Source organism: Acidovorax sp. GW101-3H11 (assembly GCF_001633105.1).
Lineage (GTDB): Bacteria > Pseudomonadota > Gammaproteobacteria > Burkholderiales > Burkholderiaceae_C > Acidovorax.
In genome coordinates, this window is the sequence record NZ_LUKZ01000027.1 from 56394 (window position 1) to 73057 (window position 16664).

At 67.8% G+C, this 16664-nt stretch carries 15 protein-coding genes; 10 read left to right on the top strand and 5 right to left on the bottom strand.

Features of this window, described 5'->3' with window-relative positions:
* Positions 1-140 precede the first annotated feature (140 nt).
* From trpE to A1D30_RS19315, 7 genes are all read left to right on the top strand, one after another.
* Positions 141-1640 carry an anthranilate synthase component I gene (gene trpE, locus A1D30_RS19285; RefSeq protein ID WP_063462351.1) on the top strand — a complete coding sequence of 500 codons (1500 nt, stop codon included), beginning with the start codon at positions 141-143 and terminating at the stop codon, positions 1638-1640.
* Positions 1637-1972, top strand: a complete 336-nt coding sequence (locus tag A1D30_RS19290; protein ID WP_063462352.1) for a chorismate mutase — start codon at positions 1637-1639, stop codon at positions 1970-1972. Before trpE ends, A1D30_RS19290 begins: the two co-directional genes overlap by 4 nt.
* Entirely contained in the window at positions 1969-2559 is a 591-nt protein-coding gene (locus A1D30_RS19295; RefSeq protein ID WP_063462353.1) for an aminodeoxychorismate/anthranilate synthase component II, read from the top strand. Before A1D30_RS19290 ends, A1D30_RS19295 begins: the two co-directional genes overlap by 4 nt.
* On the top strand, positions 2556-3227 hold the full coding sequence (locus A1D30_RS19300) for a LysE family translocator (RefSeq protein WP_063462354.1): 672 nt from the start codon (positions 2556-2558) through the stop codon (positions 3225-3227). The genes A1D30_RS19295 and A1D30_RS19300 overlap by 4 nt, the downstream gene beginning before the upstream one ends.
* Before the next feature lie 17 nt (positions 3228-3244).
* On the top strand, positions 3245-4285 hold the full coding sequence (trpD, locus tag A1D30_RS19305) for an anthranilate phosphoribosyltransferase (protein ID WP_063462355.1): 1041 nt from the start codon (positions 3245-3247) through the stop codon (positions 4283-4285).
* Between the two features lie 25 nt (positions 4286-4310).
* Positions 4311-5111 (top strand): indole-3-glycerol phosphate synthase TrpC, encoded by an 801-nt coding sequence (gene trpC / locus A1D30_RS19310; protein ID WP_063462451.1) that lies wholly within the window; start codon positions 4311-4313, stop codon positions 5109-5111.
* A gap of 69 nt (positions 5112-5180) precedes the next feature.
* The gene (locus tag A1D30_RS19315) at positions 5181-5897 is read left to right on the top strand and encodes a uracil-DNA glycosylase (RefSeq protein WP_063462356.1); all 717 of its coding nucleotides are present in this window, start codon (positions 5181-5183) and stop codon (positions 5895-5897) included.
* Between the two features lie 132 nt (positions 5898-6029).
* On the opposite strand, the gene A1D30_RS19320 is transcribed toward A1D30_RS19315, so the two are convergent.
* Positions 6030-6941, bottom strand: a complete 912-nt coding sequence (locus A1D30_RS19320) for a LysR family transcriptional regulator (RefSeq protein ID WP_063462357.1) — start codon at positions 6939-6941, stop codon at positions 6030-6032.
* A gap of 155 nt (positions 6942-7096) precedes the next feature.
* Here A1D30_RS19320 and A1D30_RS19325 point away from each other — a divergent pair, with 155 nt between their 5' ends.
* Entirely contained in the window at positions 7097-8080 is a 984-nt protein-coding gene (locus A1D30_RS19325) for a tripartite tricarboxylate transporter substrate binding protein (protein ID WP_063462358.1), read from the top strand.
* Between the two features lie 140 nt (positions 8081-8220).
* Positions 8221-9834, top strand: coding sequence for a gamma-glutamyltransferase family protein (locus tag A1D30_RS19330; protein WP_063462359.1), 1614 nt, complete (start codon positions 8221-8223; stop codon positions 9832-9834).
* Between the two features lie 79 nt (positions 9835-9913).
* Here the strand turns inward: A1D30_RS19330 and A1D30_RS19335 are convergent, their stop codons facing one another.
* From A1D30_RS19335 to A1D30_RS19350, 4 genes are all read right to left on the bottom strand, one after another.
* Positions 9914-10801: a DMT family transporter gene (locus A1D30_RS19335; protein WP_063462360.1), complete on the bottom strand. Its 888-nt coding sequence runs from the start codon at positions 10799-10801 to the stop codon at positions 9914-9916.
* Complete coding sequence (gene queA / locus A1D30_RS19340) at positions 10798-11967, bottom strand: tRNA preQ1(34) S-adenosylmethionine ribosyltransferase-isomerase QueA (RefSeq protein ID WP_063462361.1); 1170 nt, start codon at positions 11965-11967, stop codon at positions 10798-10800. Before queA ends, A1D30_RS19335 begins: the two co-directional genes overlap by 4 nt.
* Positions 11968-12058: 91 nt before the next feature.
* Entirely contained in the window at positions 12059-13015 is a 957-nt protein-coding gene (locus A1D30_RS19345; RefSeq protein WP_063462362.1) for a 1-phosphofructokinase family hexose kinase, read from the bottom strand.
* Positions 13016-13072: 57 nt separating this feature from the next.
* A complete protein-coding gene (locus tag A1D30_RS19350; protein ID WP_063462363.1) occupies positions 13073-14350 on the bottom strand; it encodes an HD-GYP domain-containing protein in 1278 nt (425 codons plus the stop codon).
* A gap of 101 nt (positions 14351-14451) precedes the next feature.
* Between A1D30_RS19350 and recG the strand changes: the two genes are divergently transcribed.
* Complete coding sequence (recG, locus tag A1D30_RS19355) at positions 14452-16608, top strand: ATP-dependent DNA helicase RecG (RefSeq protein ID WP_063462364.1); 2157 nt, start codon at positions 14452-14454, stop codon at positions 16606-16608.
* The last annotated feature ends 56 nt before the right edge of the window (positions 16609-16664 follow it).

Sequence of the window (16664 nt, forward strand, 5' to 3'; positions counted from 1 at the left end):
GCCTGATGGCACCTGGGCCGACGACGCCCCAGCGTGCACCCGTGGCCTCCACCCCGATGCGGTGAGGCCGATTGAATGGACCGCAGCGCCCCTTTTCTACTGCACAGGGACACGCGCTGCGACTGCTGGGAGCTCTCCCCGTGATCACAGAACTTGAATTCAAAAGCCTGGCCAGCGAAGGCTACAACCGCATTCCGCTCATGGCCGAAGCCTTTGCGGACCTGGAAACCCCGCTCTCGCTTTACCTGAAGCTGGCGCACACCAAGGACGGCGGAAAGCACAGCTTTCTGCTCGAATCCGTGGTGGGCGGCGAGCGCTTCGGGCGCTACAGCTTCATCGGCCTGCCTGCGCGCACGCTGCTGCGGGCCAGTGGCTTTGGGGCCGACGCACGCACCGAGGTGGTGACCGACGGCCAGGTGGTCGAGACCGCCCAGGGCAATCCGCTCGACTTCATCGCCGACTACCAAAAGCGCTTCAAGGTGGCTCTGCGCCCTGGCTTGCCGCGTTTTTGTGGTGGACTGGCGGGCTATTTTGGCTACGACGCGGTGCGCTACATCGAGAAAAAGCTCGAAACCACCTGCCCGCCCGACACCCTGGGCTGCCCCGACATCCTGCTGCTGCAGTGTGAGGAACTGGCGGTCATCGACAACCTCTCGGGCAAGCTCTACCTCATCGTGTACGCCGACCCGGCCCAGCCCGAGGCCTATACCCGCGCCAAAAAGCGCCTGCGCGAGCTGAAAGAGCAGCTCAAGTATTCGGTGAGTGCGCCCGTTGTGAAGGCCACCGAAAGCCACCCCGCCCAGCGCGACTTTGCCAAGGCCGACTACCTGGCCGCCGTGCACCGCGCCAAGGAGCTGATTGCCGCCGGTGACTTCATGCAGGTGCAGGTGGGCCAGCGCATCCACAAGCGCTACACCGAAAGCCCGCTCTCCCTGTACCGCGCGCTGCGTTCGCTGAACCCGTCGCCGTACATGTACTTCTACGACTTTGGCGACTTCCATGTGGTGGGCGCCAGCCCCGAGATCCTGGTGCGCCAGGAAAAGACCGAAGAAGGCACCAAGGTCACCATCCGCCCCCTGGCCGGTACCCGCCCACGCGGCGCCACGCCCGAGAAGGACAAGGCCACCGAGGTCGAACTCATCAACGACCCCAAGGAGCGTGCCGAGCACGTGATGCTGATCGACCTGGCGCGCAACGACATCGGCCGCATTGCCAAGACCGGCACCGTGAAGGTGACCGAGGCCTTCGCCGTGGAGCGCTACAGCCATGTGATGCACATCGTGAGCAATGTGGAAGGCATCCTGAACGACGGCATGACCAGCATGGACGTGCTCAAGGCCACCTTCCCCGCAGGCACCCTCACCGGCGCGCCCAAGGTGCACGCCATGGAGCTCATTGACCAGCTCGAACCCACCAAGCGCGGCCTGTATGGCGGCGCCTGTGGCTACCTGAGCTACGCGGGCGACATGGACGTGGCCATCGCCATCCGCACCGGCATCATCAAGAACGGCACGCTCTACGTGCAGGCCGCCGCCGGTGTGGTGGCCGATTCGGTGCCCGAGCTGGAATGGAAAGAAACCGAACACAAGGCCCGCGCGCTGCTGCGCGCCGCCGAGCTGGTCGAGGAGGGGCTGGAATGACCGCCGCAATCGACAAGGTCAAACCCTGCACCACCATGCAGGACGTGCGCCGCGAAGTGAACGCGCTGGACGATGTGCTCGTGCCCCTGCTGGTGGAGCGCGTGGGCTACATGACCCAGGCCGCGCGCATCAAGCAAGGCGCAGAGCAGGTGCGCGACGAAGCGCGCATCCAGGCCATCGTGGCCCGCGTGCGCGAGCGCGCCCAGGCTGAAGGCGGCGACGCCGATGTGATGGAAGCCATCTACCGCAGCCTCATGGAAGCCTGCATTGCCTATGAACACCGCGAGTTCGCCCGTCTGCGCGAGCCCGCCCTTGCCGGGAGCGCCGCATGACAACCAAACTCTTGATGGTCGATAACTACGACAGCTTCACCTACAACATCGTCCAGTATTTTGGTGAGCTGGGTGCCGAGGTGGAAGTGTTTCGCAACGACGAGATCACCGTGGCCGAAATCGAAGCACGCCTGGATGCGGGCCAGCTCGACCGCCTGGTGATTTCGCCCGGCCCGTGCTCGCCCGCTGAGGCTGGCATTTCAGTCGCTGCAATCCAGCACTTTGCGGGCAAGCTGCCCATCCTGGGCGTGTGCCTGGGCCATCAGAGCATTGGCGCAGCCTTTGGCGGCAACATCATCCGCGCGCAGGAGCTGATGCACGGCAAGACCAGCGTCATCACCACCACCCAAAAGGGCGTGTTTGCCGGGCTGCCCGAGAAGTTCACCGTCAACCGCTACCACTCGCTGGCCATCGAGCGCGCCACCTGCCCCGAGGTGCTGGAGGTGACGGCCTGGACAGAGGACGGCGAGATCATGGGCGTGCGCCACAAGACGCTGCCCATCGAAGGCGTGCAGTTCCACCCCGAAAGCATCCTCACCGAACATGGCCACGCCATGCTGAAAAACTTTCTGGAGCAGCGCGCATGAACTTCATCGACGCCCACCAGTTGGTGATGTTCATTGTCGCAGGCTGGCTGCTGAACTTGACCCCTGGCCCCGACGTGCTCTACATCGTGACCAACGCACTCAAGTCCGGCACGCGTGCGGGCATCGTGGCTGGGCTGGGCATCACGGCCGGGTGCTTTGTGCACATCTTTGCGGCCGCCGTGGGCGTGGGCGCGCTGCTGGCTGCATCGGCCACCGCGTTCACTGTGCTCAAGTGGATCGGTGCGGCGTACCTCATGTGGATGGGTGTGCGCATGCTGCTGTCCAAGCCCGGTGCGGACGGTGGCAACAGTGCAGCGCTGATGGCAGCCCAGGCGGCCCCTGCGCATCACACGCCGCTGCGCAAGGTGTTCCTCGGCGGCTTCTGGACCAATGTGCTCAACCCCAAGGTCGCCATCTTCTTCCTGGCCTTTGTGCCGCAGTTCATCGCGCCGGGCACCGACAACAAGGCGCTGGCCTTCGTGCTGCTGGGCGTGCTGTTCAATATCAATGCCATCCCCGTCAACGTGGGCTGGGCGCTGGCCGCATCGTGGATGGCGCGCCGTGCCACGGCCATCCAGCGCGGCATGCACTGGCTGGACCGCGTAGCGGGCGCCATGTTCATCGGCTTCGGGCTCAAGCTGGCCTTCACGGACCAGCCCTCTGCATAAATACCAGGAGACATTCCATGCCCATCACCCCCCAGGAAGCGCTGCAGCGCACCATCGAACACCGCGAAATCTTCCACGACGAGATGCTGCACCTGATGCGGCTCATCATGAAAGGCGAACTCTCGCCCCTCATGACGGCGGCCATCATCACCGGACTGCGTGTGAAGAAGGAAACCATCGGCGAGATCACCGCCGCCGCGCAGGTGATGCGCGAGTTCTCCACCAAAGTCCATGTCCCCGACAGCAAGCACCTGGTGGACATCGTGGGCACCGGTGGTGACGGTGCCAACACCTTCAACATCTCCACCTGCTCGATGTTCGTGGCCGCCGCCGCAGGCGCCAAGGTCAGCAAACACGGCGGGCGCGGCGTGTCCAGCAAAAGTGGCAGCGCCGATGTGATGGAAGCCCTGGGCATCCACATCAACCTGAAGCCCGAGTCCATCGCGCAATGTATCGCCGAGGTGGGCATCGGCTTCATGTTCGCGCCCAACCACCACCCCGCCATGAAGAATGTGGCCCCGGTGCGCAAGGAACTGGGCGTGCGCACCATCTTCAACATCCTGGGCCCGCTCACCAACCCGGCCAGCGCCCCCAACATCCTGATGGGCGTGTTCCACCCCGACCTCGTCGGCATCCAGGTGCGTGCGCTGCAGCGCCTGGGCGCCGAGCACGCCATGGTGGTCTACGGTCGCGACGGCATGGACGAGGTGAGCCTGGGCGCCGCTACGCTGGTGGGCGAGCTGAAAAACGGGCAGATCACCGAATACGAAATTCACCCCGAAGACTTTGGCCTCAGCATGGCCAGCAACCGCGCGCTCAAGGTCGAAACCCCCGAACAATCGCGCGAGATGCTGATCGGCGTGCTCAAGGGCGAACCCGGCGCCGCACAAGACATCGTCTGCCTGAACGCCGGTGTGGCGCTGTACGCGGCCAATGTGGTCGATTCGGTGCCCGCAGGGCTGGCCAAGGCGCGTGCCGCCATCGCTTCGGGCGCGGCGCTGGCCAAGCTTGAGCAGATGGTCACGCGCACGCATGCGCTGGCTGGCGCTGCCGCGTGACCCCAACAACCAACCAGGTTTCCCCATGAGTGACATCCTCAACAAGATCGTGGCCGTCAAGCACGAAGAAGTAGCCGCCGCCAAAAAGCGCCTGCCGCTGTCCGCCATGCGCGCCGATGCCGAGAGCCGCGTGCTCACGCGCGACTTTGAAGGCGCGCTGCGCGCCAAGATTGCCAAGGGCCAGGCGGCGGTGATTGCCGAGGTCAAGAAGGCCAGCCCGAGCAAGGGTGTGCTGCGTGCCGACTTTGAACCGGCCGACATCGCCCAAAGTTACATGGAAGGCGATGGCAAGGTCAGCGCGGCCTGCCTGTCGGTGCTGACCGACCGGCAGTTCTTCCAGGGCCAGCCCGACTACCTGAAGCAGGCCCGCGCCAGCACCTTGCTGCCCGTGCTGCGCAAGGATTTCATGGTCGATGCGTACCAGATCTACGAATCGCGGGCCATGGGGGCTGACGCCATTCTGCTGATTGCGGCCAGCCTGGATGACGCGCAGATGGCCGACTTCGAAGCCATCGCCCGCAGCCTGGACATGGCTGTGCTGGTGGAGGTGCATGACCGCGCCGAACTGGAGCGCGCGCTCCAACTCAAGACGCGGTTGGTCGGCATCAACAACCGCAACCTGCGCACGTTCGAAGTCACGCTGGACACGACGCTCGGCATGTTGAAAGACGTACCGCAAGACCGCTTGCTGGTCACCGAGTCGGGCATCTTGAAGCCCGCCGATGTGAAAACCATGCGCGATGCGGGCGTGCACGCCTTCCTGGTGGGCGAGGCCTTCATGCGCGCAGACGACCCGGGCCTGGCGCTTGCCAAGCTGTTTGCCTGAGGAGATTGATTACTATTATTTTGATAGCTGTTAGCGCTTATCCATAGCGCGCAGAAGGCCATTTTGACCATGAATTCACCCGCACAAACCGCTACCCAGCTCCAGAGTGCCGACCCGGCTGCATGGCCTGTGGCGCCCGGCTGGCAGCCCTTGGTGGACGCCTTCTTTGCGGGCGCGCGGGGCCAGGCGCTGCAGGGGTTTCTGCAATCGCGGCTTGCTGCCGGGGCCGTGGTCTTCCCGCCCCAGCCGCTGCGCGCGCTGGAGCTGACACCGCCCGACGCCGTGCGCGTGGTCATCCTGGGCCAGGACCCGTACCACGGCCGGGGCCAGGCCGAGGGGCTGGCGTTTTCTGTCGCGCCCGGTGTGCCGCTGCCGCCGTCGCTGCGCAATATCTTCAAGGAGATGCAGCGCGACCTGGGCACGGCCTTTCCGCCCATGCCCGAGCCGGGCGGCAGCCTGGTGAAGTGGGCGAAAAACGGCGTGCTGCTGCTCAACACCGGCCTCACGGTGGAAGAGGGCCAGCCCGCCAGCCACGCGGGCAAGGGCTGGGAGGCGCTGACCGACGCCGTGATCCGCCACGTGGCCGAGGGCCCGCGCCCGGTGGTGTTCATGCTCTGGGGCTCGCACGCACAGTCCAAGCGCGCCTTCATCCCGCAGGACCGGGGGCATCTGGTGCTCACCTCCAACCACCCCTCGCCCCTGTCGGCGCTGCGCCCGCCCGTGCCGTTCATCGGCAATGGGCACTTTGGCAAGGCGCGCGCGTTCAGAGAGCAGCACGGGTACTGATGCCGATGTGCATTAAAAAATAGAGAACCGTTCAGGCTGAGCTTGTCGAAGCGCAGCGCAAGGCTTCGACAAGCTCAGCCCGAACGGCTCTGACAGATCGAACGCGCATGCCCGGAGCCCATGAGCCCAGGGCTACCAGGGCCCCGGCAACCGCTCCTTGAGCAAATCCATGAACGCCTGCACGGCCACCGGCAGGCTGCGGCCTGCCAGGGTCTGCACCTCCAGGTCGCGCAGGTCCATGCCCGCATCGCTGATGGGCAGGGCCACAACGGCGCCCGCCGTCACCAGGTGGCGCGCTGCGATCTCGCTGGCCACCGACAGCCCGCCGCCGTGCGCCACAAAGTTGAGCACCGTCTTGGCGTGGTTGCTGATGAGCACGGCGCTGAGCTGCAGGCCCTGGCGGCTGCAGACGATGTCGATCATCTGGCGCACCGTGGTTTCGGCCGGGGGCAGGGCCAGGGGGTATTCCGCCATTTGCGCCAGTGTGACGCTGCCAGCGCCCGCCAGTGGGTGGCCGGGTGGGATCAGGGCCAGCACGGGCGCGGTCTGGCGGTAGGCCACCTCGATGTCCTTGTGGGGCGACCGGCTGAAGCACAGGCCGATGTCGGCCGCGCCGCTGCGCACCGCGTCGGGCACCTGGGCCGTGGGCAGCGCGATCACGCTGAACTGGATGCCGGTGTGGGTGCGCTGAAACTCCACACACAGGCGTGGCACCAGCTCGTTGGCAAACGCGTCGGAGGTGGCCAGCCGCACCTGCCCGGCGCGCAGGCCCTGCAGCGCGCCGATCTCGCCCAGCGCGCGCTCGGCGTCCAGCACCGAACGGCGCGCGTGCACGGCCAAAATCTCGCCCGCCGCCGTGAGCACCATGCCGCGCGGGTGGCGCTCGAACAGCGGGGTGCCCAGCTGCGCCTCCAGCCCCGCGATCTGGCGGCTCAGGGCCGAGGCGGCCACATGCAGGCGGGCCGAGGCCTCGGTGAGCGATCCGCTCTGCGCCACTTCCAGAAAGTAGCGCAGCGTGGTGTCTTGCAGCAGGTGGGCGCGCATCGGGGGCGGGTTCTCCAAACGAGGCCGCAGTATGCGCCGGTTTGCCGCTGCGGCAAAGCAGCTTGCCGAAATGCTGGTGGTCAAGCAAGGCGCAGCTTCCTAAGATGGCCCACTCTTTTTGTGTGTTGTTCAACTTCTTGGCTGGAGTGCTGCGTATGCGTCTACTTTCCTGGGGCCGTGGTGTCTGGGGCCTGGCGGGCCTGTTGGTGGTGTCGGCGGCGGCGCATGCGCAGGCCAACTGGCCGGACCGCCCCGTGCGGGTGATCGTGCCCTTCCCGGCCAGCGGTGCGACCGACCTGGTGGCGCGCGTGGTCACGCAGCGTGTGGCGGCCGACCTGGGCCAGCAGCTGGTGGTGGACAACAAGCCCGGCGCGGGCGGCACCCTGGGCACGGCCGAGGCCGCCAAGGCCGCACCCGACGGCTACACGCTGCTGCTGACCACGAGCAGCACGCACGCGATCTCGCCGCACCTGATGCCCAAGCTGGCCTACGACCCGCGCAAGGACTTTGTGCCCGTGGCCCATGTGGCCGACGCGCCCAGCGTGCTGCTGGTCACCAACTCGCTGCCCGCCAAAACCGTGGGCGAGCTGATTGCGTATGCCAAGGCCCATCCCGGCAAGCTCAACTACGCCACCAGCGGCAACGGCACCATCGTGCACCTGAACACTGCGGCCTTCAGCGCCCAGGCGGGCGTGGACATGACGCACATCCCGTACAAGGGTACGGCCCTGGCCATCCCCGACCTGATTGCCGGGCAGACGCATGTGCTGTTTGACTCCCTGCCCACCGGCATGCCGCACGCCAAGGCCGGCCGCCTGCGCGCGCTGGCCGTGACCAGCGAAAAGCGCAGCACCCTGGCGCCCGAGCTGCCCACGCTGGCCGAATCCGGCCTGCCCGGCTACTCGTCGGTGACCTGGTTTGGTGTGTACCTGCCTGCCGGTGCGCCGCCTGCGCTGGTCGAGAAGGTGCACAAGGCCTTTGCCAAGGCCGTGCAGGCGCCCGAGGTGGCCGAGAGCCTGGCCAAGCTGGGTGTGGAGCCTGCGGCGCCGCGCACGCCCGCGCAGTTCGGTGCCATGGTGCAGGCGGACAGCAACCGCTGGGCCACCGTGATCCGGCAGCACAAGATAAATATCGACTAACCCCCTGAGTCGCCTTCGGCGCCTTCCCCCAAGGGGGACGACGCCCTTGGTGCGGGGCGGCCCTTCCTCGGCGTCTCTCGCTTTGCGCCGCGCCGGTTTCATGCAGCCCGCCCTGTGCGGGGCAACAGAGTCAGAACGCTATGAACACCTCATCCCTCGACTGGTCCCTTCCTTACGCCTCCCACCGCAGCGCGGTCATGGGCCGCAATGTCGTTTCCACCTCGCAGCCGCTGGCGGCGCAGGCGGGCCTGCGCATGCTGCTGGCGGGTGGCAACGCGGTGGACGCCGCCATTGCCGCTGCCATGGCGCTCACGGTGGTGGAGCCCACGGGCTGCGGCCTGGGCAGCGACGGGTTTGCCATCGTGTGGGATGGCAAGGAGCTGCATGGCCTGAATGCCTCCGGCCGCTCGCCCGCCGCGTGGACGCCTGAATACTTCGAGAAGCTCGGCGGCATCCCCGAAACCGGCTGGAACGCCGTCACGGTGCCCGGTGCCGTGTCGGCCTGGGTGGCGCTGTCCAAGCGCCTGGGCAAGCTGCCGTTTGCACAACTGGCCCAGCCCGCCATCGACTACGCGCGCAACGGCTTTCCCGTGTCGCCCACCATCGCCCACCTGTGGGCGCTGGGTGCGGCCAAGCTGGGCACGCAGCCGGGGTTTGCCGAGTGCTTCATGCCCGAGTACCTGGGCGGCCGCGTGCCCCGGGCGGGTGAAGTTTTCCGCAGCGAAGCCCATGCGCGCACGCTGGAGCTGATTGCCGAGACCGAGGGTGAGGCTTTCTACCGGGGCGTGATCGCCGAGCGCATCGCAGCCCATTCCCAAGCCAACGGCGGCGCGATGACGCTGGCCGACCTGGCCGCGCACCAGGCGGACTGGGTGGGCACCATCCACCAGCGGTTTGGCGATTCGGTGATCCACGAGATCCCGCCCAACGGCCAGGGCATTGCCGCGCTGATGGCGCTGGGCATGCTGGACGCGCATGGCGTGGGCAAACATCCGCTCGACAGCGTGGAGACCGTGCACGCCAGCATCGAGGCCATGAAGCTCGCACTGGCCGACCTGCACCAGTACAACGCCGACATCGACGCCATGCAGGCTGTGGCGCCCCAGCACCTGCTGGATGCGACCTACCTCGCAGGCCGCGCCCAGCTGATTGACCCCGAGCGCGCAGGCGACCCCGGCCACGGCGCCCCGCGCCCCGGCGGCACGGTGTACCTGGCGGCGGCCGACGCGTCCGGCATGATGGTCTCGTTCATCCAGTCCAACTACATGGGTTTTGGCTCTGGGGTGGTGGTGCCGGGCACGGGCATCAGCCTGCAGAACCGGGGCCATGGCTTCAATCTGACTCCGGGCCACGCCAACCAGGTGGCGCCGCGCAAGCGCCCCTCGCACACCATCATCCCGGCCTTTGCCATGCATGCCGACGGCACGCCACAGATGGCGTTTGGCGTGATGGGCGGCCCCATGCAAAGCCAGGGCCACACGCAGATGGCGCTGCGCGTGCTGCGCTACGGCCAGAACCCGCAGGCGGCGGCCGATGCGCCCCGCTGGCGCGTGACGGGCGGCAAGGGCGTGGCCGTGGAGCCGGGCTTTGACCCGGCCGTGGTCGCCGCGCTGCGCGCGCGCGGGCACGAGGTGACGGTGGAAGAGGGCAACGGCGTGTTCGCCTTTGGCGGCGCGCAGCTGGTGCTGAAGAACGGCAACAGCTACATCGCAGGCTCCGACCCGCGCAAGGACGGGCACGCCGTGGCGTATTGATCTGAGTGCTATAAAAACAGGAGCTATTGGCGCTTTGTGGTCGCGCCCAGAGCCCTGTTTTTACTTAGAAAAGTGGCGCCTACCGCGTCTCGCGCACGGTCAGCCACGCGCTGGCCGCGCCGCTGAGCACGATGGCCGCGATGCCCGCCATCGACCAGGCATCGGGCACATGGCGGTACACCAGCCAGCCCGCCAGCATCGCAAAGCCAATCTGTGAATACAAAAACGGCGCAATGACGACGGGCGTGGTGCGCGCATAGGCGTTGAGCAGCAGCATGTGCCCCACCGCGCTCGACAGGCCCATGGTGAACATGCCCGCCCACAGCCATGGGTCGCTCACCGGCTGCCAGAAGAACGGCACACCCAGCGACACCAGCGCGGTGGCGATCCAGCTGGTGTAGAGCTGGGTGGTGGCGGGGCTCTCCTGGCCCGCCATCTTGCTGCTGAGCACCTGGTAGCCCGTGCCTGCGGCCAGCATGCACAGCGGCCACAGCAAGGCCCAGCTGAAGGCCTCGCCGCCGGGCCGGATGATGGCCAGCGTGCCCGCCAGCCCCGTCACCACCAGCAGCCAGCGCACTGCGCTCACCGGCTGGTGCAGCCACAGGGCCGCCACCACCGTCACACACAGCGGCACGGTGGCCACGATGGCCGTGAACTCCGCCAGCGGCAGGGCCGTGAGGCTGATGAAGCCGAACAGGCTGGTCATGGCAAACAGCGCGCCGCGCAGGGCCTGGAAGCGGGGCTGTGTGGTGCGCAGCGCCGAGCGCCCCGTGCGCTGCAGCACAAAGGCCGTGGTCAGCAGCGACTGGAACATGTAGCGCATCCACAGCGCCATCACGATGGGCACGCTGGCGCTGACCAGCTTGCTTGCCGTGTCCAGCAGGGCAAAAAACGCGCAGGCCACCACGGCGAGCGCGATGCCTGCCAGCGCGGTGTGCCGGCGGGCGGAGGGGCTGGTGGGGCTCACGGCGTGCCGCGTGCGCGTTCCAGCAGCATCGCGTCGCCATAGCTGAAGAAGCGGTACTGCTGCGCAATCGCGTGCCGGTACAGGCCCATGATGTGGGCGTAGCCCGCAAACGCGCTCACCAGCATCATCAGCGTGCTCTTGGGCAGGTGGAAGTTGGTGACCAGCACATCCACCACGCGGAACGCAAAGCCCGGCGTGATGAAGATGTTGGTGTCGCCCGAGGCCTGGCCGGTTTGGGCCCACGACTCCAGCGTGCGCACGGTGGTCGTGCCCACGGCCACCACACGGCCGCCGCGCTGGCGGCAGCGCTCCAGCGCGGCCAGCGTGGCCAGCGGGATCTCGTACCACTCGCTGTGCATCTGGTGCTCGGCCAGGTTCTCGGTCTTGCAGGGCTGGAAGGTGCCCGCGCCCACGTGCAGCGTGACACTCGCGCGCTCGATGCCACGCGCCGCCAGGTCGGCCAGCACGCCTTCGTCAAAATGCAGCGCGGCGGTGGGGGCAGCCACGGCGCCGGGGTTGCGGGCGAACACGGTCTGGTAGCGCTGGCTATCTTCGGCCTCGTCGGGGTCGTGGTCGGTGTTTTGCTGGCGCTCGATGTAGGGCGGCAGCGGCAGGTGGCCGTGGCGGTCCATCAGCTCCCAGGGCGACTCGCCTGCGGGGCCGTGCAGCGCAAAGCGGAACAGCGGGCCGTCCTCGGTGGGCCAGCGGCCCAGCAGCTGCGCGTCAAAGCCGCCCGCCTTGCGGCCACCGGCCATGTGCACCACGCTGCCGGGCAGGGGCTTCTTGCTGACCTTCATGTGGGCTACGACTTCGTTGCCCGTACCGCTTGCGGTACCTCCTGTGTCATTGCCGGCCTCGGCCTGCAGCACGCGTTCGATCAGCAGCTCCAGCTTGCCGCCGCTGGCCTTCTCGCCAAAGATGCGCGCCTTGACCACCCGCGTGTCGTTGAAGACGAGCAGGTCGCCTTCGCGCAGCAGGCCGGGCAGCGCGCGAAAGATGCGGTCCACGGGCTGCATGGCGCGGCCATCGAGCAGGCGCGATGCGCTGCGTTCGGGCGCGGGGTGCTGGGCAATGAGTTCGGGGGGCAGCGAAAAGTCGAAGTCGCTGAGGGTGAACACGCGCGGGGCGTGGGGCGCGCTGGCTGCGCCGGGGGAGAGATCAGTCATCGTGCTTGAGGGCCGAACGGGCCCGTGCCAAGGTAAAAATTGCGAAGGGCGCGATTGTCCCACGCGCCCGTGCCGCCTGCCGGGGCCGGGGTTAGGGCTGCGTGGCGACGGCCACCGGCGCGGGCACGCTGTGCACCAGCCGTTGCAGGTCGCCCGCCTGGGCCAGCGTGGTGCCCGGGTGCAGCAAGGCCGCAGCACCCGCCGCCACGCCCCAGCGCAGGGCCTCGGCAGGGGCGTCGCCCCGGTCCAGCGCCCAGACCAGGGCCGCCAGAAAACAGTCGCCCGCGCCCGTGGTGCCGGTGGTGGCGGGCATGTTCAGCGCCGGGGCCTGCCACACGCCGGTGCGGGTGGCCAGCACGGCGCCCTGTTCGCCCAGCGACAGGGCCACGGTCTCGGCCGCGCCGCTGTGCACCAGCGACTGGGCGGCGGCGCACCAGTCGGCGGCCTGTTCCAGCGGCTGCTGCACCAGCTCGCGCAGCTCCCGCAGGCTGGGTTTGACCAGGGCCACGCCCGCCTGCAGCGCGGCGGCCAGGGGCGGGCCCGAGGTATCGACAACCATCCGCACGCCCCGGCCCGACAAGGCCCGGGCCAGCCGGGCATAGAAATCGTCGGGCGTGCCGGGCGGCAGGCTGCCGCTGGCAATGAGCCAGCGCGGCGGCGTGGGCAAGGCGGCCAGCGCATCCAGGCAGGCCTGCCATTCGGCCGCCTGCAGCGTGGGGCCGGGCAGCACAAACCGAAACTCCTGGCCCGTGATGGTCTCGACCACCGAGAAGTTCTCGCGCGTGTCGCCCGCAATGGCTTGCAGCGCCGTGGGCACTCCTTCGTCGGCCAGCAGTTGCTGTACCTGCGCGCCCGCCGCGCCGCCCGTCAGGGCCCATGCCAGCACATCGGCGCCCAGCCGGTGCAGCACGCGCGCTACGTTGATGCCGCCACCGCCAGCAAAACGCTGCACCGGGCCGCAGCGCAGCTTGTGCGTGGGGGCGACCTGGGCGGTGGTGGTCGCCAGGTCGAGCGCAGGGTTCAGGGTCAGGGTGATCAGGGCGGGCACGGAGGAAGCGCGGGGCAGGGCAGGGGCGGGCGTGGTGGCCAGATCAGCCGGGCAGGGCTACCAGGCCTTTTCTGCAAACCCCGACCAGAGTTCATTGATGTCCGGGAAGCGCCATTTCTCGGGGTCTTCGCGGGCCACGATCTTCTCGTTGCAGCCCGGGGCGGCCAGGTCCACCAGCTCGGGCGGGATGCGCAGGTCGGATTTGGTCGAGAAGAACACCTTGACGATGGGCGTGGTGAGGGCCGTGGGGGCCTGTTCGGTCACCACCCCGATGCGCCCCGAGGTCAGCCGCACCAGCGAGCCCACGGGGTAGATGCCGATGCTTTTGACGAAGGCCTGGAACAGCCGTGCGTCGAAGTGGTCGTTGGTCCACTCTGCCATGCGGCGCAGGGACTCGGAAGGGTCCCAGCCACTTTTGTAGGGCCGGTCGGAGGTGACGGCGTCGTACACGTCGCAGATGGCCGTCATGCGTGCGATCACGCTGATGCCATCGCCCTTGAGCTTGTCGGGGTAGCCCGATCCATCGATTTTTTCGTGGTGGTGCAGGCAGGCGTCGAGCACGGCATCGGGCACGTTGCCGCCCTCCTTGAGCATGTGGAAGCCCTCCAGCGGGTGGCTGCGCACCACGGTGAATTCCTTGTCGGTGAGCTTGCCCGGCTTGTTGAGCACCGACAGCGGGATGGCCGCCTTGCCCAGGTCGTGCAGCAGGCCCGCCATGCCCGCCAGGCGCGTCTGCTCGTCGTTGAGCTTGAGCTGGCGCGCCAGCGCCACCATGAGCGCACACACCGCCACCGAGTGCATGTAGGTGTAGTCGTCGGCCGTTTTGAGGCGCGCCAGGCTGATGAGCGCGCCCGGGTTGCGGGTGACGGAGTTGGAGATTTCCTCCACCAGGCTTTGTGCCCCGGCCGAGTCCACCGCGCGGCCCATGCGGGCCTCGCTGAACATCGACACCACGGCCTTCTTGGACTTCACACAGATGGCGGCGGCCATCTTGAGTTCGCCCTGCATGTCGGTGGGGGTGCGGTTGCGCACCGGGGGCGGTGGCACCGGCAGGCTCACCTGGATGGGGGGCAGGTCTTCCAGGCGGCCGAAGTCGGTCTCTATCTTGGCGTCCACCTCTTCGCGCGACACCGAGGTGGTGCCGGCGGCCACGTCCAGGCCTTTGGAGGTGTCGATCCAGCATTCGTGGATGGCGGTGGCCTGGATGCGTGCCAAGTCTTTCGGGTCTTTGAGCACAAACTTGGCGCGCCAGAACGGGTGTTCCATCCAGGACCCGCAGAACTCGTGCAGGTACATGCCCAGGGTGAGATGTTCGATTTGGATGCGCTTGAGCATGGTGGTGCCTGGACTCGGAAAAACCGCCCGTCTTTAGACGTGACTAACGGTAACCATGTTAGCCTTTTTGCCCTGCTTCTGTCGTTCGTAAAACCCGCTACATGCCGTCTGCCGCCCCCAGAGTTTCCCCTAGTGCCAAGGCCCCGGCTGCCCCTGCTGCGGCCAAAGGCGGGGCCTCGGTGGCGCAGAAGGCGCTGCAAAAAATCGGGCTGCGGCGCGACATCGACCTGGCCCTGCACCTGCCCCTGCGCTACGAAGACGAAACGCGCATCATTCCCCTGGCCAACGCCCGCGACGGGCAGATCGCCCAGATCGAAGCCACCGTGGTGGCGAGTGAGGTGCAACTGCGCCCGCGCCGCCAGCTGGTGGTGCAGGTGGAGGACGGCAGCGGCAGCTGCGAGCTGCGCTTTTTCAGCTTCTACCCCTCGCACCAGAAGACCATGGCGGTGGGCGCGCGCCTGCGCATCCGGGGCGAGGTCAAGGGCGGGTTCTGGGGGCGGCAGATGCTGCACCCGGCCTTCCGCGTGGCGGGCGGCGAGCTGCCCGCCGCGCTCACGCCCGTCTACCCCACCACGGCCGGGCTGCCCCAGCCCTACCTGCGCCGCGCCGTGGTCAGCGCGCTGGCGCGGGTGGACCTGTCGGACACACTGCCCCCCGGCGCCGAGCCGCCCTGGGCACGGTTTTTTGGCCAAAATGGCCTCCACCGCGCGTTCAGCTTGCGTGAGGCGCTCACATTTTTGCACCACCCCACGCCCGATGTGGCGCTGTCCACGCTGGAGGACCACAGCCACCCCGCCTGGCAGCGCCTGAAGGCCGAGGAGCTGCTGGCCCAGCAGCTGTCGCAGTACCAGTCGCGGCGCGAGCGCGACCGCCTGCGCGCCCCGGTGCTGCGCCCGCAGCCTGCCAAGGATGGCGCGTTGCCCCTGCACGAGCAGCTTTTGGCCGTGTTGCCCTTCAGCCTCACGACCGCCCAACGCCGCGTGGGTGAAGAGATTGCCGCCGACCTGGCCCGCCAGGTGCCCATGCACCGCCTGCTGCAGGGCGATGTGGGCTCGGGCAAAACCGTGGTGTCGGCCCTGGCCGCCTGCCTGGCCATGGACGCGGGCTGGCAATGCGCACTGATGGCGCCCACCGAAATCCTGGCCGAGCAGCACTTCGCCAAGATGATCGGCTGGCTGGAACCCCTGCTCGCATCGCGCGGCCGCAAGGTGGCCTGGCTGGTGGGCGGGCAGAAGAAGAAGGACCGCACCGCCATGCTGGCCCTGGTGGCCAGCGGCGAGGCCGCACTGGTGGTGGGCACCCACGCCGTGATCCAGGAGCAGGTGCAGTTCAAGAACCTGGCGCTGGCCATCATCGACGAGCAGCACCGTTTTGGCGTGGCGCAGCGGCTGGCCTTGCGGCAAAAGCTCGCGGCCCACGGCATGGAGCCGCACATGCTGATGATGAGCGCCACGCCCATCCCGCGCACCTTGGCCATGAGCTACTACGCCGATCTGGATGTGTCCGTCATCGATGAGCTGCCCCCCGGCCGCACGCCCATCGTCACCAAGCTGATCGCCGACAGCCGCAAGGACGAGGTGATCGAACGCATCGGCGCGCAGGTGGAGGCAGGGCGGCAGGTGTACTGGGTATGCCCGCTGATCGAAGAAAGCGAGGCGCTGGACCTGAGCAATGCCACGGCCACCCATGCCGACCTGAGCGAGGCCTTGCCGGGTTGCATGGTCGGTCTGCTGCACTCGCGCATGCCCACGGCCGAGAAGAAGGCCGTGATGGCGCTCTTCACCAGCGGCCAGATGGGCGTGCTGGTCAGCACCACCGTCATTGAAGTGGGTGTGGACGTGCCCAATGCGTCCCTCATGGTCATCGAACATGCCGAGCGTTTTGGCCTGAGCCAGCTGCACCAGCTGCGCGGCCGGGTAGGGCGCGGCGCGGCGGCCTCGGCCTGCGTGCTGCTGTACGCCACCAACGACAGCGGCCGCGTGGGCGAAACCGCCAAGGAGCGCCTGCGCGCCATGGCCGAGACCAACGACGGCTTCGAGATCGCCCGGCGCGACCTGGAGATCCGGGGGCCGGGCGAGTTTCTGGGCGCGCGCCAGTCGGGCGATGCACTGCTGCGGTTTGCCGACCTGGCCACCGACACGCATCTGCTGGAATGGGCGCGTGAGCTGGCGCCGCAGATGCTGGACCGGTATCCTGAGCTGGCCGCCAAACACGTGGCGCGCTGGTTGGGTGGCAAGTCCGACTACCTCAAGGCCTGAGAAGCTCGCAACTGTTGTGCGCCAATGGATTTCGATGAGAGGTGCGGACAGCACGG